The organism is Sphingomonas sp. NIBR02145 (genome assembly GCF_027359115.1).
In the GTDB taxonomy this organism is placed as follows: domain Bacteria; phylum Pseudomonadota; class Alphaproteobacteria; order Sphingomonadales; family Sphingomonadaceae; genus Sphingomonas; species Sphingomonas kyeonggiensis_A.
This window is the reverse complement of record NZ_CP114791.1, coordinates 4,098,097-4,115,819: the sequence shown is the minus strand read 5'-3', so window position 1 is coordinate 4,115,819 and position 17,723 is coordinate 4,098,097. Positions and strand designations below refer to the sequence as shown.

At 66.7% G+C, this 17,723-nt stretch carries 20 protein-coding genes; 8 read left to right on the top strand and 12 right to left on the bottom strand.

All coding sequences use genetic code 11. The features are described from left to right. Positions 1–128 precede the first annotated feature (128 nt). The gene (topA, locus tag O3305_RS18750; RefSeq protein WP_269573879.1) at positions 129–2,693 is read left to right on the top strand and encodes a type I DNA topoisomerase; all 2,565 of its coding nucleotides are present in this window, start codon (positions 129–131) and stop codon (positions 2,691–2,693) included. Positions 2,694–2,899: 206 nt separating this feature from the next. Here topA and O3305_RS18745 read toward each other — a convergent pair whose 3' ends face one another. Together O3305_RS18745 and panC are read right to left on the bottom strand one after the other, a co-directional pair. After that, positions 2,900–3,196, bottom strand: coding sequence for an SEL1-like repeat protein (locus tag O3305_RS18745; protein ID WP_137864493.1), 297 nt, complete (start codon positions 3,194–3,196; stop codon positions 2,900–2,902). 103 nt (positions 3,197–3,299) lie between these two features. Continuing rightward, positions 3,300–4,145, bottom strand: a complete 846-nt coding sequence (gene panC / locus O3305_RS18740; RefSeq protein ID WP_269573878.1) for a pantoate--beta-alanine ligase — start codon at positions 4,143–4,145, stop codon at positions 3,300–3,302. 80 nt (positions 4,146–4,225) lie between these two features. On the opposite strand from panC, the gene O3305_RS18735 reads away from it, so the two are divergent. The 4 genes from O3305_RS18735 (at position 4,226) to O3305_RS18720 (ending at position 7,620) form a co-directional block, all read left to right on the top strand. After that, positions 4,226–5,020, top strand: coding sequence for a division plane positioning ATPase MipZ (locus tag O3305_RS18735; RefSeq protein WP_260395857.1), 795 nt, complete (start codon positions 4,226–4,228; stop codon positions 5,018–5,020). Next, on the top strand, positions 5,020–5,280 hold the full coding sequence (locus O3305_RS18730) for a J domain-containing protein (RefSeq protein WP_342251189.1): 261 nt from the start codon (positions 5,020–5,022) through the stop codon (positions 5,278–5,280). The genes O3305_RS18735 and O3305_RS18730 overlap by 1 nt, the downstream gene beginning before the upstream one ends. A 105-nt stretch (positions 5,281–5,385) precedes the next feature. Then, a complete protein-coding gene (gene pgmG / locus O3305_RS18725) occupies positions 5,386–6,774 on the top strand; it encodes a phosphoglucomutase/phosphomannomutase PgmG (RefSeq protein WP_269573877.1) in 1,389 nt (462 codons plus the stop codon). Between the two features lie 81 nt (positions 6,775–6,855). Further along, a complete protein-coding gene (locus tag O3305_RS18720) occupies positions 6,856–7,620 on the top strand; it encodes an exonuclease domain-containing protein (protein ID WP_269573876.1) in 765 nt (254 codons plus the stop codon). Between the two features lie 128 nt (positions 7,621–7,748). Here the strand turns inward: O3305_RS18720 and O3305_RS18715 are convergent, their stop codons facing one another. From O3305_RS18715 to O3305_RS18670, 10 genes are all read right to left on the bottom strand, one after another. Further along, complete coding sequence (locus O3305_RS18715; protein ID WP_269573875.1) at positions 7,749–8,228, bottom strand: DUF1440 domain-containing protein; 480 nt, start codon at positions 8,226–8,228, stop codon at positions 7,749–7,751. A 72-nt stretch (positions 8,229–8,300) separates the two neighbouring features. Then, entirely contained in the window at positions 8,301–9,218 is a 918-nt protein-coding gene (locus tag O3305_RS18710; RefSeq protein WP_342251192.1) for a TraB/GumN family protein, read from the bottom strand. Positions 9,219–9,244: 26 nt separating this feature from the next. Beyond that, positions 9,245–9,652: a hypothetical protein gene (locus O3305_RS18705; protein WP_269573874.1), complete on the bottom strand. Its 408-nt coding sequence runs from the start codon at positions 9,650–9,652 to the stop codon at positions 9,245–9,247. After that, positions 9,645–9,851 carry a helix-turn-helix transcriptional regulator gene (locus tag O3305_RS18700; RefSeq protein ID WP_184161352.1) on the bottom strand — a complete coding sequence of 69 codons (207 nt, stop codon included), beginning with the start codon at positions 9,849–9,851 and terminating at the stop codon, positions 9,645–9,647. Before O3305_RS18700 ends, O3305_RS18705 begins: the two co-directional genes overlap by 8 nt. An 88-nt stretch (positions 9,852–9,939) precedes the next feature. Next, entirely contained in the window at positions 9,940–11,166 is a 1,227-nt protein-coding gene (locus tag O3305_RS18695) for an NAD(P)/FAD-dependent oxidoreductase (RefSeq protein WP_269573873.1), read from the bottom strand. Continuing rightward, positions 11,163–11,996: an S-formylglutathione hydrolase gene (gene fghA / locus O3305_RS18690; RefSeq protein ID WP_269573872.1), complete on the bottom strand. Its 834-nt coding sequence runs from the start codon at positions 11,994–11,996 to the stop codon at positions 11,163–11,165. The genes O3305_RS18695 and fghA overlap by 4 nt, the downstream gene beginning before the upstream one ends. Then, positions 11,996–12,352, bottom strand: a complete 357-nt coding sequence (locus O3305_RS18685; RefSeq protein WP_269573871.1) for a cupin domain-containing protein — start codon at positions 12,350–12,352, stop codon at positions 11,996–11,998. The genes fghA and O3305_RS18685 overlap by 1 nt, the downstream gene beginning before the upstream one ends. Next, entirely contained in the window at positions 12,349–12,747 is a 399-nt protein-coding gene (locus tag O3305_RS18680; RefSeq protein WP_269573870.1) for a VOC family protein, read from the bottom strand. The genes O3305_RS18685 and O3305_RS18680 overlap by 4 nt, the downstream gene beginning before the upstream one ends. A 16-nt stretch (positions 12,748–12,763) precedes the next feature. Continuing rightward, positions 12,764–13,876 (bottom strand): S-(hydroxymethyl)glutathione dehydrogenase/class III alcohol dehydrogenase, encoded by a 1,113-nt coding sequence (locus O3305_RS18675; RefSeq protein WP_269573869.1) that lies wholly within the window; start codon positions 13,874–13,876, stop codon positions 12,764–12,766. 57 nt (positions 13,877–13,933) lie between these two features. After that, on the bottom strand, positions 13,934–14,581 hold the full coding sequence (locus O3305_RS18670) for a hypothetical protein (RefSeq protein WP_269573868.1): 648 nt from the start codon (positions 14,579–14,581) through the stop codon (positions 13,934–13,936). Positions 14,582–14,681: 100 nt separating this feature from the next. Between O3305_RS18670 and O3305_RS18665 the strand changes: the two genes are divergently transcribed. From O3305_RS18665 to O3305_RS18655, 3 genes are read left to right on the top strand one after another with little or no spacing between them, the layout of a single operon-like run. Beyond that, complete coding sequence (locus O3305_RS18665) at positions 14,682–15,806, top strand: 8-amino-7-oxononanoate synthase (RefSeq protein ID WP_269573867.1); 1,125 nt, start codon at positions 14,682–14,684, stop codon at positions 15,804–15,806. Beyond that, positions 15,797–16,423, top strand: a complete 627-nt coding sequence (gene bioD / locus O3305_RS18660) for a dethiobiotin synthase (protein WP_269573866.1) — start codon at positions 15,797–15,799, stop codon at positions 16,421–16,423. Before O3305_RS18665 ends, bioD begins: the two co-directional genes overlap by 10 nt. Further along, positions 16,420–17,694: an adenosylmethionine--8-amino-7-oxononanoate transaminase gene (locus O3305_RS18655; protein ID WP_269573865.1), complete on the top strand. Its 1,275-nt coding sequence runs from the start codon at positions 16,420–16,422 to the stop codon at positions 17,692–17,694. Before bioD ends, O3305_RS18655 begins: the two co-directional genes overlap by 4 nt. Positions 17,695–17,723 lie beyond the last annotated feature (29 nt).

Genomic DNA, 17,723 nt, shown 5'->3' with positions numbered 1-17,723 from the left:
TTTGGCTCCCCCTGGACGTGCCGAAGTGATACCCGCGAAGCGTTACCAAGTTCCAGATCAACCGGGTTGACGGCCCCCGCCGCCGCTCCCCACCTTACACGCGTACACGTGAGGACCGCTTACCCCCCATGCAGCTCGTCATCGTAGAATCGCCCGCCAAGGCGAAGACCATCGAGAAATATCTCGGCAAGGACTATCGCGTCCTCGCCTCCTATGGCCATGTCCGCGACTTGCCCGCGCGCGACGGCTCCGTCGATCCCGAGGAGGGGTTCTCGATGGAATGGGAGACCTATGCCGACAAGTCGAAGCAGCTGAAGGCAATTGCCGACGAGGCGAAGAAGGCCGATCGCCTGATCCTCGCGACCGACCCTGATCGCGAAGGCGAGGCGATCAGCTGGCACGTCCAGGAAGTGCTCCGGAACAAGAAGGCGCTGCCCAAGGAAGTGGAGCGCGTCACCTTCAACGCGATCACCAAGCCGGCGATCCTGACCGCGATGGCGCATCCGCGCGAGCTGGATACCGACCTGATCGACGCCTATCGCGCCCGCCGCGCGCTGGATTATCTGGTGGGCTTCACCCTGTCGCCGGTGCTGTGGCGCAAGCTGCCGGGCGCCAAGTCGGCCGGCCGCGTCCAGTCGGTGGCGCTGCGCATCATCGTCGATCGCGAGCGCGAGATCGAAGGGTTCAAGCCGCAGGAATATTGGTCGGTCACCGCCGACATGGAGCAGGACGGCACGCCGTTCCAGGCCCGCCTGGTCAAGTACAAGGGCGACAAGCTCGACCGGCTTTCGATCGGCGACGGCAAGACTGCCGAGGCGGCGAAGAAGGCCGTCGAGGAAGGCCGCTTCACCGTGGTCTCGGTCGAGACCAAGCCGGCGATGCGCAACCCGGCCGCACCGTTCACCACGTCAACGCTGCAGCAGGAGGCCGCGCGCAAGCTGGGCTTCTCGGCCAGCCACACCATGCGGATCGCCCAGGGCCTCTACGAGGACGGCGCGATCACCTATATGCGTACCGACGGCGTCCAGATGGACCCGAGCGCGATCCAGGACGCCCGCAAGGCTGTGGCGACGCGCTATGACGGCAGCTATGTGCCCGACAAGCCGCGCATCTACACCGCCAAGGCGAAGAACGCCCAGGAAGCGCACGAAGCGATCCGGCCGACCGATTTCAGCAAGGACCGCACGGGCTCGGGCGACCACGCCAAGCTGTATGACCTGATCTGGAAGCGCGCGCTCGCCAGCCAGATGGCCTCGGCCCGGATGGAGCGCACGACGATCGACCTGGAGGACGCGACCAGCCAGCACGGGCTGCGCGCCACCGGCCAGGTGGTGATCTTCCCCGGCTATCTCGCGCTGTACGAGGAAGGCCGCGACGACGAAGGCGACGAGGATTCGCGCCGCCTGCCGCGGATGAGCGAAGGCGCGACGCCAGCCAAGAAGGCGGTCAACGCCGAGCAGCACTTCACCCAGCCGCCGCCCCGCTTCTCCGAAGCCTCGCTGGTCAAGCGAATGGAAGAGCTCGGCATCGGCCGCCCTTCGACCTACGCCTCGGTCATCCAGGTGCTCAAGGATCGCGCCTATGTCCGCCTCGAGAAGAACCGCTTCTTCGCCGAGGAGAGCGGGCGGCTGCTGACGGCGTTCCTCGAGCGCTTCTTCCAGAAATACGTCAACTATGACTTCACCGCCGAGCTGGAGGAGGAGCTGGACGACGTGTCGGGCGGCCGCGCCCAGTGGCAGGCGGTGCTTGAGGCGTTCTGGAAGGACTTCAAGCCGCGCACGGCCGATGTGATGGAGCAGAAGCCGTCGGACATCACGGCTGCTCTGGACGAATTCCTCGCGCCCTATCTGTTCCCGGAAAAGGCGGACGGCAGCGATCCGCGCCTGTGCCCGAACTGCGGCAATGGGCGACTGGCGCTGCGCGGCGGCAAGTTCGGCGCGTTCATCGCCTGCTCCAACTATCCCGAGTGCAAATACACGCGGCGCTTTGCCCAGCCGGGCGGGGAGAGCGGCGAGGACAGCGGGCCGGAAGTGCTGGGCCAGGATCCGGACACGGGCCTGAACGTCGAGCGCAAGTCGGGCCGGTTCGGGCCGTACATCCAGCTGGGCGAAGGCAAGGAAGCGGCGCGCGCATCGATCCCCAAGGACGTCGAGCTCGACCTGGAGCTGGCGCTGAAGCTGCTCAAGCTGCCGCGCGTGATCGGCGACCATCCGGAGACGGGCAAGCCGATCACCGCGTCGATCGGCCGCTATGGGCCGTATCTGGCGCATGACGGGAAATACGCCCGCCTGCAGGGCACGATGGAAGTGTTCGAGACCGGCATGAACGCCGCGGTGGTCAAGCTGGCCGAAGCGGCAAACAATGCCGGGCGGCCGGCACGCGGTGCGAGCCGCGAGCCGCTCAAGGTGCTCGGCAAGCATCCGCGTACCGAGGCCGAGATCAAGCTGATGGACGGCCGCTACGGCGCCTACGTCACCGACGGCGAGACCAATGCCACGCTGCCCAAGTCGATCGACAAGGACCAGCTGACGCTCGAGGAAGCCGCCCAGCTGATCGACGCCCGCGCCGCGGCGGGTCCGGCCAAGGGCAAGGGCAAGAAGAAGGCGCCCGCCAAGAAGGCTCCGGCGAAGAAGGCGGCGGCACCGAAAAAGGCAGCGGCGAAGAAGCCGGCTGCAAAGAAGACCGCAGAATAATGGCCGTCATCCCGGCGAAAGCCGGGATCTCGTGCGGCTCTATTCCCGCCATCGCCTGATCCCCCGCTTTCGCCGGGATGACGGTGGTGGGACAAGGAGCTGATCCCCGGCGAAGGCCGGGGCCCAGGGCCACAGGCCGATCGAAAGAGAAACCCTGGGCCCCGGCTTTCGCCGGGGAGCCGCAGGTTGTCGTGTGCCGACTTAAATCAGGCCGCGCGTACCTCGAAGCCGCGGAGCCAGGCGCGGGCGGCCTTCTGCGCTTCGATGATCTCGCGGGCCGTCATGTCCTCGGCGATCTCCGCGCGGCATTCCTGCGCGCGGCTGTCACCGGTGACGGCTGCGATGTTGAACCATTTATGGGCCTCGATCAGATCGACGCCGACGCCGTCGGCGCCGCTCGAATAGACCATACCCAGATCATAACACGCGTTGGCATCGCCGCGGGCCGCGTCGCGCAGCCGGCTCTCGATAAGGAAACGCGCACTCTTCAGGCTGCTGCCCATGTCGCTTACCCCTGTTCCACACCCATTCGTGGTGGCTTGGGGTTTGGCAGCCAAATCCGAAACAAATGGTTAACAGCGTTAACCGTAATTGTTCAGGTCCGTACTATTCGGGTAGCGCGATATTATCGATGAGCCGGGTGCTGCCGATCCGGGCCGCCGCGAGCAGGCGCAGCGGACGCCCCGCCTCATAGGCGCCGACCGTCTCCAGGGTCCCCGCATCGGCGAGCGCGACATAGTCGACATCGAAGCCGGCGGCGGCGAGCGTGTCGCGCGCCTGGGCCAGCGCCGCCTCGACCTCGCCGCCATCGACGATGGTCTTGGCAGCGGCACCGAGCGCGCGCGGCAGGGCAACCGCCTTGGTGCGATCCTCGGGCATCAGGAAGGCATTGCGCGACGACAGCGCCAGGCCGTCGTCGTCACGCTGGGTGACGACCGACTGGATCTCGATTGGCAGGTTGAGGTCGGCGGTCATGCGGCGGATCACCGCGAGCTGCTGCCAGTCCTTCTCGCCGAACAGCGCGACATCGGGCTGGACCTGGTTGAACAGCTTGGAGACCACCGTGGCGACGCCGTCGAAATGGCCGGGGCGGTGCGCGCCCTCCAGCACTTCGCTGACGCCCGAGACCGAGACATTGGTGGCGAAGCCCTCGGGATAGACGACCTCGACCGGCGGCATCCACAGCACGTCGACGCCGGCATTGGTGAGCATGCGCGAGTCCGCGGCTTCCTTGCGCGGGTATTTCGCCAGGTCCTCGTTCGGGCCGAACTGCTTCGGATTGACGAAGATCGAGACGATCACGCGGTGCGCGGTGCGCTTGGCCGCCTCGACCAGCGCCATATGCCCGTCATGCAGCGCGCCCATGGTGGGCACGAGGGCGATGCGCTCGCCGGCCTGGCGATAGGCGGAGACCGCTTCGCGAAGGGCTTCGAGCTGACGGACTGTTTGCACGCGTTAACACTTTCGATAAGACGGAAGCGCGGCCTTCTATGGGGGGCAGGCCGATCGATCAATACAAGGATGTTGAGACGTTGAGCGAAGGGTCGAAGCGGCTGCACGTTCTGGTGTTCGCAAATGAGAAGGGCGGCACCGGAAAGTCCACCACGGCGGTGCACACCGCAATCGCGCTTGCGTCCAAGGGCGCGCGCGTCGCCTGTTTCGATCTGGACCATCGCCAGCGGACCATGGGCCGCTATCTCGATAATCGCGGGGCGACGGCCAAGCGGATGGGCAAGCCGCTGCCGATGCCGGTCTACGATACGCATGACGGCGAGAGCATGGCCTATTTCTCCGAGGCGCTCGACAAGCTCGGCGAGAATGCCGACTTCCTGGTGATCGACACGCCGGGCCGCGACGACAAGTTCGCGCGCATCGCCGTCACCAACGCCGACACGCTGGTCACGCCGATGAACGACAGCTTCGTCGATTTCGACCTGATCGGCCAGGTCGACCCCGACACGTTCAAGGTGGTGCGCCCCAGCTTCTATTCCGAGCTGATCTGGGAATCGCGCAAGCGCCGCGCCAAGGCCGACGGCGAGACGATCGACTGGGTCGTCCTCAGGAACCGCATGCAGCATATCGAGGCGCGCAACATGAAGCGCGTGTCGGAGGCGATCGACCAGCTTTCCAAGCGCGTCGGCTTCCGGGTGATCTCGGGCCTGTCCGAGCGCGTGATCTATCGCGAGCTGTTCCCCCAGGGACTGACCATGCTCGACAGCCGCGATTTCGGCGAGATGGGCCTGGCGCATGTCGCCGCGCGGCAGGAGCTGCGCGAGATGATGGCCGGCCTCGCGCTGCCCGAAGTCACCATGCCGCTGTTCGCCTGATGATCTTCAAGCTCCTTATCGCTGCGGCGATCCTCTACGCGCTCTACTCGCTCGTGCTGAAGCCGCGCTCCAAGGGCCCGCGCATGCCCGAGGACGAGGCACGCGCGATCCTGGGCGTGGGCGCGGATGCCGACGAGGACGCGATCCGCTCGGCCCATCGCCGGCTGGTCAGCGCGGTGCACCCGGACAAGGGCGGCTCGGCCGAGCTGACCCGCCGGATCAACTCGGCCCGTGACACGCTGCTGCGGCGCCAGGGCTGAGCTTTCGCCGGGACGAAGGCTTTGGAAGTCCACTTGTTGCACTGCCGCATTGAACTTTCCCGCGTCCTCGCGGATTAGGCGGGCAGCATTTCCCCGGGAGGCATCATGACGCACCGTTTCGACCCCACTTCGCTGCGCGAGTACGACATTCGCGGGATCGTGGGAGAGACCCTCGGCCCCGACGACGCGCGCGCGATCGGCCGCGGCTTCGCGACGCTGCTGCGCCGCGCGGGCGGCACCCGCGTCGCGGTGGGCCGCGACGGCCGGCTTTCCTCCCCCGCCCTGGAAGCGGCGCTGATCGAGGGCCTGACCGCCTCGGGCTGCTCGGTGGTGCGCACCGGCATGGGGCCGACCCCGATGCTATATTATGCCGAAGCCACGCTGGAAGTGGATGGCGGCATCCAGATAACCGGCAGCCACAATCCCGGCCATTACAATGGCTTCAAGATGGTGTTTCAGCATTCGAGCTTCTTCGGCGAGAAGATCCAGCTGCTCGGCAAGATGGCGGCGGAAGGCGATTGGGACGAGGGCGACGGCACCGAGACGGTGACCGATGCCGATGTCGAGGACCTCTATGTCAGCCGGCTGATCGCGGGCTATGCCGGCGGCGCCTATCGCGTCGGATGGGATACGGGCAATGGCGCCGCCGGCCCGGTGATCGAGAAACTGGTGAAGCTGCTGCCCGGTGAGCACCACACGTTGTTCACCGATGTGGATGGTCACTTCCCCAATCATCATCCCGATCCCACCGAGGAGAAGAACCTCGCCGATCTGAAGAAGCTCGTCGCCGAGAAGCAGCTCGATTTCGGACTGGCTTTCGACGGCGATGGCGACCGGCTGGGCGCGATCGACGGGCAAGGCCGTGTGATCTGGGGCGATCAGCTTCTGTCCATTCTGGCTGAACCTGTGCTCCGCGTGGAGCCGGGCGCGACGATCATCGCCGACGTGAAGGCCAGCCAGATGCTGTTCGACCGAGTCGCGGAGCTCGGCGGCAAGCCACTGATGTGGAAGACCGGGCACAGCCTGGTGAAGACCAAGATGAAGGAAACCCATGCGCCGCTCGCCGGCGAGATGAGCGGCCACATCTTCTTCGCCCAGGACTATTACGGCTTCGACGACGCCCAGTACGCCGCGATCCGGCTGATCCAGGCGGTGCATGTGATCGGCAAGTCGCTGACTCAGCTCAAGGACGAGATGCCGAAGCTGGTCAACACGCCCGAAATGCGCTTCCAGGTCGATGAGAGCCGCAAGTTCGCGGTGGTCGACGAAGTGCTCGACCGGCTCGAGGCCGAGGGTGCCGACGTCAACCGCACCGACGGCGCCCGGGTGAACACCGCCGATGGCTGGTGGCTGCTGCGCGCCTCGAACACCCAGGACGTGCTCGTCGCCCGCGCAGAAGCCAAGGACCAGGCCGGGCTCGACCGCTTGCTCGCCCAGATCGACGACCAGCTCGGCAAGAGCGGCGTCGTGCGCGGCGAGACCGTGGGGCACTGATCCTTCGAAAGCCCCTCCCCACCGGGAGGGGCTTATCGTTTTGACTCGCAATTCGGCGCGCCTGCCCCCACATGCGCCCTCATGGCGTCATCCTACCCGCCCATCATCCGCGTCATCGATCTCGAGACCACCGGCGACAAGCCGCCCGCGCACGCCGTGATCGAGATCGGCTGGCAGGACGTCGCACTGGGCAAGGATGGGCGCTGGGAGCTGTACGGCGAGGGCGGCAACCGGATGGTCAATCCGGGCCGGCCGATCCCGCCGCTGACCATGGCGATCCACCATATCCGCGACGAGGACGTCGCCGACGCGCCGTGGTGGCACGACGTCGCCCGGCCTATCCTCGATCCCTGGCCGCGCCGCCTCGCCCTTGCGGCACATCGCGCGACCTTCGAGGAGCAGTTCTGCACCCCCGCGCTCACCCGCGGCGCCGACTGGATCTGCACCTGGAAGTGCGCGATGCGCCTCTGGCCCGACAGCGGCGGCTTCTCGAACCAGTTCCTGCGCTACTGGCGCAATCCCGAGGGGCTGGAGCATGCGCGCGGCCTGCCCGCGCACCGCGCCTTTCCCGACGCCTATGTGACCGCGCACCATCTGCGCGACATGCTCAACCAGACGAGCGTCGAGCAGCTGATCGAATGGTCCAAGGCGCCGGGGCTGCTGCCACGCGTGCGCTACGGCCCCGATCGCGGCAAGGAATGGACCGAGATCGACGACGACTCGCTTGCCACCTTCCTGACCGACCGCGACGAGGACATACGCTTCACCGCGCAGACCGAGCTGGCGCGACGCCATAGCGGCGGCCAGATCCGCCAGTCGCTGCCGGCGCAGGACACGTTGTTCTAAGCTAGCGGCTAATACTGGATGCTTCCCCGGCGAAGCCCGGGGCCCGGGGCCCAGGGCAACAGGCGAGACAGCAGAGAAACCCTGGGCCCCGGCTTTCGCCGGGGAACTGGGTCGCTTCGAACCAGCCCCTACCGCTTGCCCGCGATCAGCCAGCGCACGCCTTCGAGCACGATGCCATAGACCAGGTGCGAAGCCGCGCCATAGGCGTGCTGGACCAGCGGCGTATCGTCCGGACCCGGCGCCAGGCCGGCGGCGGGGACCACGCCTTCATCGAGCAGCGCGCTGGTCGCGATGCCATAGGCGCCGCCGAAGCCCGCGCTCGCCTCGGGCTTGTATTCGGTGATCACGCCGTAGATGCCGCCCAGCACCGCGCCGGTTATGTAGTGGACCGCCAGGCCCGCCTGCTCGCGATATTGCTCGGGCACCGGAGCATCGAGGATCGCCTCGCTCGCCTTGTCGGCGGCCTTCACCGTGGCGGGGTCCTCGCCCTTTCCATCCTCCGGCAGCAGCTTCTCCGCCTGATGCTGGAAAGCCGCCATCGCCGCCGAAGCGACGAGGCCGGCTGCGACGCCGGCGAGCAGGCCGAGGAAAGGACGGGGCTTTGCCATGACGAACTCCGGGCAGGGATGCGCTTCGCACTCCCCTGCCCGGCCCATGGCGTCACATCAATATAGGGGCAATCAATATTGGATGCGCTCGGCCTTGAGATTGTGCTTGGCGAGATAGGCCTGGACGCTGTCCGGCCCCGCGAGATGCCCGGCGCCAACTGCGATGAACACGGTGCCCGGCTTGGCCATGCGCGCGCTGATCCAGTCGGCCCAGCGGGCGTTGCGATCGCTGAGCAGGACCTTGCCGACCTCCGGCGTCTTGCGCATTTCCTCGTTCATCGTTGCGCCGAGCGCATCGGGATTGCCGGCGCTCCACTGTGCGACCATCTTGTCGAGCAGCGGACCGACATTGTCGAATTCCTTGACCGTGTTGGCCAGAAACTTGACCTGGGTGTCCTGGGGCAGCGTATCGAAGAAGCCGATCTGTTGCTCGAACGTCTCGAGGCCGATCAGTTCCTTGTTGGCGGTCTTGGCAGCGGCGGTAAGTGTCATCTCGACACCGCTATTGGGATCATAACCAAGCTTCGGAAGCGAAGCCGTGGACAGCGTCATCGCGGCGAACCACGGCTCGAAGCGATCCAGCGCAGTGGCGGGCATACCGAGGCTGGTGAGAGCGGCGGCATAGGGTGCGCGGCTTGCCTCGGGCAGCTTGACGGTGAGTGCAGGATCGCCAGCCGGCGCCATTGCCTTGCTCAGAACAGCGGCCTGCGCCGCCGCCGGCTCTGGCATGATCATCTCAAGCGCGATCGTATCGCTCTTGTCGAATGCCGCCTTCACGGCTTCGTCGAACCAGCTCAGGCCCGGCTTAAGGACATGGACGGTGCCGAACAGATAGATGGTGGTATCGGCATCCTTGACTACCCAGAGCGCCGGATCGGCATCCTTGGTGGCGGCAGCGGCCGGGGCAGGCGCGGTCTGGGCATAAGCGGCCGCGGGAAGCGCGAGCAGCGCCATGGGAGCCGCAAAACTCTTGAGCAGCTTCTTCATCATCTCGAATACTCCAATTGTACGGCCCGTCAGGGCCGGAGCCTCTTCCAGAAATAGACGGCAGCCACGACGGCCATGGTGCCGATGAAAAGGAGCTGGTGATCGGGTTCGGGGACGAGCCCGCCCTTCCAGAGAAAATACCAGCCCGGATACAGCATTGTGTAGAAATAGATGCCGGCGGTGCAGCCGATCAGGTTGTCGCGGAGATCGACTTCATCGGTCTGGCGCAGGAACAGCCAGCTGCCGAGCGGCAGGCAGATCGCATAGAGCAGCGTGACACCCACTGCCCAGCTTGCCGACAGGCTGCGTGCGTCATTGTCTCCGAGATAGGCAAGCGTCGCGCCCACCCCGGCACCCATCAGCCCGAAGACAAGGCTGACGGCCCAGTAGCGGCGTGCGCGCAACCGCTCGGCGCGTTCCCCCGGACCTTCAGTCATCCCCCGACTCGTCATCGAAAAATATCTCCTCGATGGGCATGGCGAACAGGCGTGCGACCTTGAAGGCAAGCGGCAACGATGGATCGTGCTTGCCCGTCTCGATCGCGTTCACCGCCTGTCGCGACACGCCAAGCCGACCGCCAAGCTCCGCCTGGCTCCAGTCGCGTTCGGCGCGCAGCACTTTCAGGCGATTTCGCATCCTGTTGCTGTCCCCATGTCCTGACTTTCTGTCAGGCAAACCTTACATAGCGAGTCGAATGACGTTGTCAACAAGACCTGACATTTTGTCAGGATATGCTGGCGGCGAGTTCCTTGAGCGGAACGCTGGTGTCGGCGAGCGCGGCGGAATCGAGGGCAAGCCCCTCCACCACCAGCTTGCGGCCCTGGACATAGTCCTTGACCGCATTGACGCAGTCGAGCGCGATCACCCGGCCATCACGGAGGTAGATCAGCGAGAAGCCGCGCGTGGCGGGATCGCCGCGCACCACGATCGAATCATGCCCGGCCGAGATGCCGACGGTCTGGAGCTTGAGGTCGTACTGGTTCGACCAGAACCAGGGGACGGCGTCATAGCCCGCCTCGACTCCGCAGATCGTCTTGGCGGCAACAGTCGCCTGGTCATTGGCGTTCTGTACCGACTCGAGCCGGATCGCGCTGTCCGCGGCATAGCGGTTCACATGCAGCGCGCAGTCGCCGATCGCGAAAATGTCGGCCAGGCTGGTGCGCGACTGGTCATCGACCAGCACGCCGTTGCCGCCTGCTGCGCCGGCGGCGAGCAAGGGCTCAACCGCTGGGACGATGCCGATGCCGATAATCGCCATGTCGGCCGGGATGACCTCGCCGCCCGCCAAGCGGACGCCGCTGACCTTGGCGTCACCCTCGATCGCATCGACCTGGACACCGAGGCGGATATCGACGCCATGCGCGCGATGCTCGGCCTCGAAGAAGCGCGACAGCGGTTCGCCGGCAACGCGGGCGAGAACGCGGTCCTGCGCTTCCAGCACGGTCACCTGCTTGCCGAGCTTGGCGAGCACGGCCGCCGCCTCCAGCCCGATATAGCCGCCACCGACCACGGCGACGCGGGTGACGCCGTCCAGCTCGGCCATCATCTGGTCGACATCGGCGCGGTTGCGGACGGTGTGGATGCCCGAAAGGTCATGGCCATCGCAGGACAGCCGGCGCGGCTTGCCGCCGGTCGCCCAGACCAGTTGGCCATATTCGATCGTCTCGCCGTTCGCGGTGACATTGTGCGCGACGGGATCGACCGCGGTGACGGTGCGGTTCGGCAGCATCGTCACCTGGCGCTCTTCCCAAAAGGCGGCGTTGCGGATCAGCAGCCGCTCGAACGCCTTCTCGCCCGACAAATATTCCTTGGAGAGCGGCGGGCGCTCATAGGGCAGTTCGGGCTCGTCGCCGAGCAGCGCGATGCTACCCTCGAACTTGTTCTGGCGGAGCGCGATCGCGGCCTGGGCGCCGCCATGGCCGGCGCCGACGATCAGGACGTCGAACTTCATGCCTTCAGCCTCTCCGCATGCCAGGCGACATGATCGCCGAGGAAGGTGGAGACGAAATAATAGCTATGGTCATAGCCCGGCTGGAGCCGCTGGGTGAGCGCGATGCCGGCATCACGGCAGGCGGCCTCGAGCAGCTCTGGCTTGAGCTGGACCTCCAGGAACTGGTCGGCGGTGCCGGTATCGACGAGCAGCTCGGGAACGCGCGCGCCATCCTCGATCAGCGCGACGGCGTCATGCTGGCGCCATGCCGGACGATCGGCGCCGAGATAACCGGCAAGCGCCTTTTCGCCCCAGGGCACCTGGCTCGGCGCCACGATCGGCGAGAAGGCCGAGACCGAGCGGAAGCGCGCCGGATTGCGCAGCGCGATGGTCAGCGCGCCATGGCCGCCCATCGAATGGCCGGTGATGCCCTGGCGATCCATGTCCGCCGGGAATTCGGCTTCGATCAGCGCGGGCAGTTCCTGCTCGATGTACGACCGCATCTGGAAGTGCGTCGCCCAGGGCGCCTCGGTCGCATCGACATAGAAGCCGGCGCCCTGGCCGAAATCATAGGCCTCGTCATTGGGCACGCCCTCGCCGCGCGGGCTCGTGTCGGGCGCGACCAGGATCACGCCGTGCTCGGCACAGGCAGCGCGATACTCGCCCTTTTCGGTGACATTGGCGTGGGTGCAGGTGAGGCCCGAGAGGAACCACAGTACCGGCAACCTGGCACCCGGCGCGGACTCGGGGACGAAGACCGAGAAGGTCATGTCGGTGCCGGTGGCGGCGGAGGCATGGCGGTACACCCCTTGGGTGCCGCCATGCGACCGGTTGGCGGAAAGCTGTTCCATCAAAGCGCCTCGACCTGGGTAGCGGTGGCGGTGTCGCCGGTATTGGGGGTGCCCGTCGGCTCGATCACGATCATCTTCACTTCGCCGTGACGCGCGACCGGGCGATGCTCGACCCCGCTCGGCACGACGAAGAGCTCGCCGGGATTGAGCGTGACGGTGCGGTCACGCAGCTCGATGTCGAGCACGCCCTCGAGCACCAGGAAGAAGTCGTCGGTCTCGGGATGGCTGTGCCACACGAATTCGCCGTCCACCTTCACGATGCGCACGTCATTGTCGTTGTAGCGCGCGACGATGCGCGGCGCCCAATGCTCGGTGAAGGTGGCGAACTTCGCCTCGAGATTGACGACGTCGCTCACGCCGGAACGCGCCACATGGCGCAGAGCTTGTTGCCGTCGGGGTCGCGCAGATAGGCGAGGTACATCGAGCCGAGCGATCCACCCTCGCGCACGCCGGGCGGATCCTCGATCGCGGTGCCGCCGTGCGCGAGGCCGGCGGCATGGAACGCCGCCGCCTGCTCGGCCGAAGCGCATTTGAAGCCGATCGTCGCGCCGTTTGCGCAGGTCGCCGGCTCGCCGTCGATCGGCTCGCTGACGCAGAAACTGCCGCCGTCATGCCGGTAGAACAACCGGGTCTGGCCGGTGGCGTTGACGTGCCGGAACGGCTCGCCGACGCCGAGCGTGCCGAGCAGCGCATCGTAGAACGCCTTGGACCGCTCTATATCGTTGCTGCCGACCATCACATGGCTGAACATGTCCCGCTCCCTTCGCTTAGAAGACCACCACGCTGCGGATGCTCTCGCCCGCATGCATCAGGTCGAAGCCCTTGTTGATGTCCTCCAGGCCCATGACGTGGGTGATCATCGGGTCGATCTCGATCTTGCCCGTCATGTACATGTCAACGATCTTGGGCACGTCGGTGCGGCCCTTGGCGCCGCCGAACGCGGTGCCGCGCCAGTTGCGGCCCGTCACCAGCTGGAACGGGCGGGTGCTGATTTCCTTGCCCGCCTCGGCCACGCCGATGATGATGCTGGTGCCCCAGCCGCGATGGCAGGCTTCCAGCGCGATACGCATCACTTCGGTGTTGCCGGTGGCGTCGAAAGTATAGTCGGCGCCGCCATCGGTCATCGCGACGATCATGGCGACTACATCCTCGCGGCTCATGCCCTTGGAGTTGAGGAAATCGGTCATGCCGAAGCGGCGGCCCCATTCCTCGCGATCGGGGTTGATGTCGACGCCGATGATCTTGTTCGCGCCGGCGAGCCGCGCGCCCTGGATCACGTTCAGGCCGATGCCGCCCAGGCCGAAGACCACGACATTGTCGCCGACCTGGACCTTGGCGGTGTTGATCACCGCGCCGACGCCGGTGGTGACGCCGCAGCCGATATAGCAGCTGCTCTGGAAGGGCGCGTCCTCGCGGATCTTCGCCACGGCGATCTCGGGCAGCACGGTGAAGTTCGAGAAGGTAGAGCAGCCCATATAATGGTAGATCGGCTGGCCCTTGTACGAGAAGCGCGTGGTGCCGTCCGGCATCAGGCCCTTGCCCTGGGTGGCGCGGATCGCGGTGCACAGGTTGGTCTTGCCCGAGAGGCACGACTTACACTGGCGGCATTCCGGCGTGTAGAGCGGGATCACATGGTCGCCCGGCTTCACGCTGGTGACGCCCGCGCCGACTTCGCGGACCACACCGGCGCCTTCATGGCCCAGCACCGAGGGGAAGATGCCTTCCGAGTCGAAGCCGTCCAGCGTGTAGGCGTCGGTATGGCAGATGCCGGTCGCCATGATCTCGACCAGCACTTCGCCGGCCTTGGGGCCTTCGAGGTCGAGCTCGACGATTTCGAGGGGCTTCTTCGCTTCGAAGGCGACGGCGGCGCGGGTCTTCATGGGGCTTACTCCTTGCTTGGCGGCGTGATCGGGGAAACGCCGCGCGGTTGCAAGGCGTCAGCGCAGGGTTCTGTCCTCCGGGCGATAGAGCGTGAGGAAGACGCCGGCCCACCAGAGAATGCCGGCGAACGCCGCGAATTCGAGGAAGGGGCGCGAAAAGCCGGAGATGAAGGCAAGGCCCGCGAAGAGCAGCCCGGCAAGCTGTACCCAGGCGGGCAGGCTGCGCGCGGCCCGCGCCTCGCGCACGGTGAGCGTCGCCCAGAGCGCTACACCGGCATGGCCGAGCAGGGTGAGCGCGGCGACCAGATCGCCGCGGGGCGATACGCGCCCCTGGCCGAGCAGGGCAGCCGCCTCGATCGAGAAATGCGCGGTGACGACAAGGCAAAAGACGCCGGCGATCCCGGCGAGCAACGCCGCATCGCGCCCGATCGTGCGCGGGCCGATCGGCCCCGCCAGGGTGAGCATCGCCAGCAGCAACGCACCGGCCAGCACGCAGCGCACGATCTCCACAGCGAGGAGCAATCCCCAATAGTCACGGGCAGGTTCGAGGTTGCCGCGTGCGATCGCCGAGAAGGGCTGCGCCCCACCCGCGAGATCATGCGCGACATCGCCGAGGACGATCAGCGCGACCGTCAGCAACAGGCAGAACAGCGCGGCGACCGTTCCGAAGGGCCGACCACTCGCGCCGATGAAGGAGCGCTGCATAATATCTTTCCCATGTGTATTAATTACATAATACACCAATATCCTGCAGGGACAAGCCGGACATTGGCCGATCGCCCCGGTTGCGCCTATGGGGCCCGGAATGGCGTTCTTCGAAGACCAGCGACGCGACCTTTCCGAACTGGCGGCGCGCAGCCGCGCCCGGCAGCTTGCCGTGCGGGCCGGGCGGGATTTCTCCTCCAACGACTATCTCGGCCTGGCCGCCGATCCCGCACTTACGGATGCGGTGCGCGCGGCGATGGATGCCGGCGTGCCGATCGGATCTGGCGGATCGCGGCTGCTGCGCGGCAACCATGCGGCGCACGAGCAGCTTGAAGCGGACGCCGCCGCCTTCTTCGGGGCGGAGAGCGCGCTCTATTTCTCGACCGGCTATGCGGCCAATGCGGCCCTGCTCTCCACGCTGCCCCAGCGCGGCGACCTGATCCTGCACGACGCGCTGATCCATGCCAGCGCGCATGAAGGCATGCGGCTGAGCCGGGCCGAGGCACGCAGCGCGGCGCATAACGACGTCGGCGACTTCGAAGACGCGATCCTGGACTGGCGGCACGACGGTGGCACCGGCCGCGTATGGATCACCGTCGAGAGCCTTTATTCGATGGACGGCGACCAGGCGCCACTCGCCGATCTCACCGCGCTTGCCGACCGGCATGGCGCCATCCTGGTGGTCGACGAAGCGCACGCGACCGGCGTGTTCGGGGACCGGGGGCGCGGGCTGGCCGCCGGGCTGGCCGGGCGCGAGAACCTGATCACGCTGCACACCTGCGGCAAGGCTCTGGGCTGTGAGGGGGCGCTGCTCTGCGGGCCCCAAATAGTGCGCGATTTCCTGGTCAATCGCGGACGGGCCTTCATCTTCTCGACCGCGCCCTCCCCGCTGATGGCGGCGGCGGTGAGTGCAGCCCTGAAGCTGATCGCCGAACCGGCGCGCCGGGATCGGCTGCATGCGCTGGTCGCACGCGCCGAAGCACTGCTCGCGCCGGCGGGCGTGCAGGCAACGGGATCGCAGATCCTGCCGCTGGTGATCGGCGAGGATGCACGGACCATGGCGATGGCGGCGGAGCTGCAGCGCCTGGGCTTCGATGTGCGCGGCATCAGGCCGCCGACTGTCCCAGCGGGCACGTCCCGCCTGCGCATTTCCTTGACGCTCAATGTCGACGAGAACGATATCGCCGCGCTCGCCCGGGCACTTGGAGAGCTCACTTGCGAATAGTCGTCACCGGTACCGATACCGATATCGGCAAGACCATCTTCGCCGCTGGCCTGGCCGGGGCGCTGGGCGCGAGCTACTGGAAGCCGATCCAGAGCGGGCTCGACGGCGGCAGCGACGGCGAGCGGATCGCCGCACTGACCGCAGCGGTGGTGCTTCCTGAAGCCTATCGCCTGACCACGCCCTGCTCGCCGCATCTCGCCGCCGAGATCGACGGCGTAGTGATCGATCCGGACAAGCTGACCCCGCCACCACGCGATCCCCTGGTCGTCGATCCGCTGGTGATCGAGGGCGCCGGCGGCGTGTTGGTGCCGGTGACGCGCGAGCTGCTCTATGCGGACCTGTTCGCGCGCTGGCAGCTGCCGACCGTGCTGGTCGCGCGGACCAGCCTGGGGACGATCAACCACAGCCTGCTGTCGATCGAGGCGCTGCGGTCGCGCGACGTGCCGATCCTGGGCGTGGCCTTTGTCGGAGAGGCGAACGAAGACAGCGAGGCGACGATCGCGGCGATCGGCAAGGTCCGCCGGCTTGGCCGCCTGCCGATCCTCGATCCGCTCGACGCAGCCACCCTCAAGGCCGCCTTTGCCGAGGCATTCGACCTTTCGGACTTCACTGCATGACGTCGCCCGTCTGGCACCCCTTCACCCAGCACGGGCTGGGCGAGCCGATCCCGCAGGTGGTGCGCACCGAAGGCGCGGTGCTGCACACGGCGGACGGCGGCCGCTACGTCGATGCGATCTCGTCCTGGTGGGTGACGACGCATCGGCATTGCCATCCACGCATCATGGCGGCGATCGCCGAAGAGGCGGGGCGGATGGACCAGATCATCTTCGCCGGCTGGACCCACGAGCCCGCCGAAACGCTGGCCGCCGAGCTGGTGCGGATCACGCCCGAGCCGCTGCAGCATGTGTTCTATTCGGACAGCGGCTCGACCAGCGTCGAAGTCGCGCTGAAGATGGCGCTCGGCTTCTGGGACAATCGCGGCGAGCCCCGCCACCGCATCGTCGTGATGGAGCATGGCTATCACGGCGACACGATCGGCGGCATGTCGGTCGGCGCGCGCGGCGTGTTCAACCGTCCCTATCAGCCCTTGCTGTTCGACGTGGCGACCATCCCCTTTCCCGAGCCGGGCCAGAGCCAGGCCGTGCTCGACGCGCTCGAAGCACAGTGCCGCGAGAAGCCGGCCGCGCTGCTGGTCGAGCCGCTGGTGCTTGGCGCGGGCGGCATGAAATTCTATTCGGCCAGCCTGCTCGCCGAGATGCGCAAGATCTGCGCGGCGCATAACGTCCTCTTCATCGCCGACGAGGTGATGACCGGTTGGGGGCGCACCGGCACGCTGCTCGCCTGCGAGAGGGCGGGTGTGGTGCCCGACATCCTCTGCCTGTCCAAGGGGCTGACCGGCGGCGCGATCCCGCTGGCAGTGACGATGGCAACGGCACCGATCTTCGAAGCGCACCTGTCCGACGATCGCGCGCGGATGTTCTTCCACTCGTCGAGCTACACCGCCAATCCGATCGCCTGCGCCGCCGCCAACGCCAATCTGGCGATCTGGCGCGAGGAGCCGGTGCTCGAGCGCATCGCCGATCTGGGCGACCGCCAGCAGGACCGGCTCGACCGGCTCGCCACCCACGCGCTGATCCGCAATCCGCGCCGGCTGGGTACGATCGTCGCCGCCGAGATCGGGGGCAGCGAATCGGCCTATCTCAATTCGGTCGGCACCCGGCTAAAGGCGTTCGCGATGGAGCGCGGCGTGTTGCTGCGGCCGCTGGGCAACACCGTCTATGTGATGCCGCCCTATTGCATTGAGGATGCCGATCTCGATGCGGTCTATGGCACGATCACGGAATTCCTGGAGCGCGAACCGCGAATGGGAGACCTGTTCGCCTTCTGATGCGGCTCTTGTCGAATCGATATTTCTGG

Coding starts and splice junctions, on each gene's coding strand:
- O3305_RS18730 (WP_342251189.1), top strand. CDS start 5,020: ATGATCTTCAAGCTCCTTATCGCTGCGGCGATCCTCTACGCGCTCTAC.
- O3305_RS18680 (WP_269573870.1), bottom strand. CDS start 12,747: ATGTTCAGCCATGTGATGGTCGGCAGCAACGATATAGAGCGGTCCAAG.
- O3305_RS18695 (WP_269573873.1), bottom strand. CDS start 11,166: ATGAAGTTCGACGTCCTGATCGTCGGCGCCGGCCATGGCGGCGCCCAG.
- O3305_RS18715 (WP_269573875.1), bottom strand. CDS start 8,228: ATGGCAAAGCCCCGTCCTTTCCTCGGCCTGCTCGCCGGCGTCGCAGCC.
- O3305_RS18710 (WP_342251192.1), bottom strand. CDS start 9,218: ATGATGAAGAAGCTGCTCAAGAGTTTTGCGGCTCCCATGGCGCTGCTC.
- O3305_RS18720 (WP_269573876.1), top strand. CDS start 6,856: ATGGCGTCATCCTACCCGCCCATCATCCGCGTCATCGATCTCGAGACC.
- O3305_RS18745 (WP_137864493.1), bottom strand. CDS start 3,196: ATGGGCAGCAGCCTGAAGAGTGCGCGTTTCCTTATCGAGAGCCGGCTG.
- O3305_RS18675 (WP_269573869.1), bottom strand. CDS start 13,876: ATGAAGACCCGCGCCGCCGTCGCCTTCGAAGCGAAGAAGCCCCTCGAA.
- O3305_RS18670 (WP_269573868.1), bottom strand. CDS start 14,581: ATGCAGCGCTCCTTCATCGGCGCGAGTGGTCGGCCCTTCGGAACGGTC.
- topA (WP_269573879.1), top strand. CDS start 129: ATGCAGCTCGTCATCGTAGAATCGCCCGCCAAGGCGAAGACCATCGAG.
- fghA (WP_269573872.1), bottom strand. CDS start 11,996: ATGGAACAGCTTTCCGCCAACCGGTCGCATGGCGGCACCCAAGGGGTG.
- O3305_RS18705 (WP_269573874.1), bottom strand. CDS start 9,652: ATGACTGAAGGTCCGGGGGAACGCGCCGAGCGGTTGCGCGCACGCCGC.
- O3305_RS18655 (WP_269573865.1), top strand. CDS start 16,420: ATGACGTCGCCCGTCTGGCACCCCTTCACCCAGCACGGGCTGGGCGAG.
- O3305_RS18700 (WP_184161352.1), bottom strand. CDS start 9,851: ATGCGAAATCGCCTGAAAGTGCTGCGCGCCGAACGCGACTGGAGCCAG.
- pgmG (WP_269573877.1), top strand. CDS start 5,386: ATGACGCACCGTTTCGACCCCACTTCGCTGCGCGAGTACGACATTCGC.
- O3305_RS18665 (WP_269573867.1), top strand. CDS start 14,682: ATGGCGTTCTTCGAAGACCAGCGACGCGACCTTTCCGAACTGGCGGCG.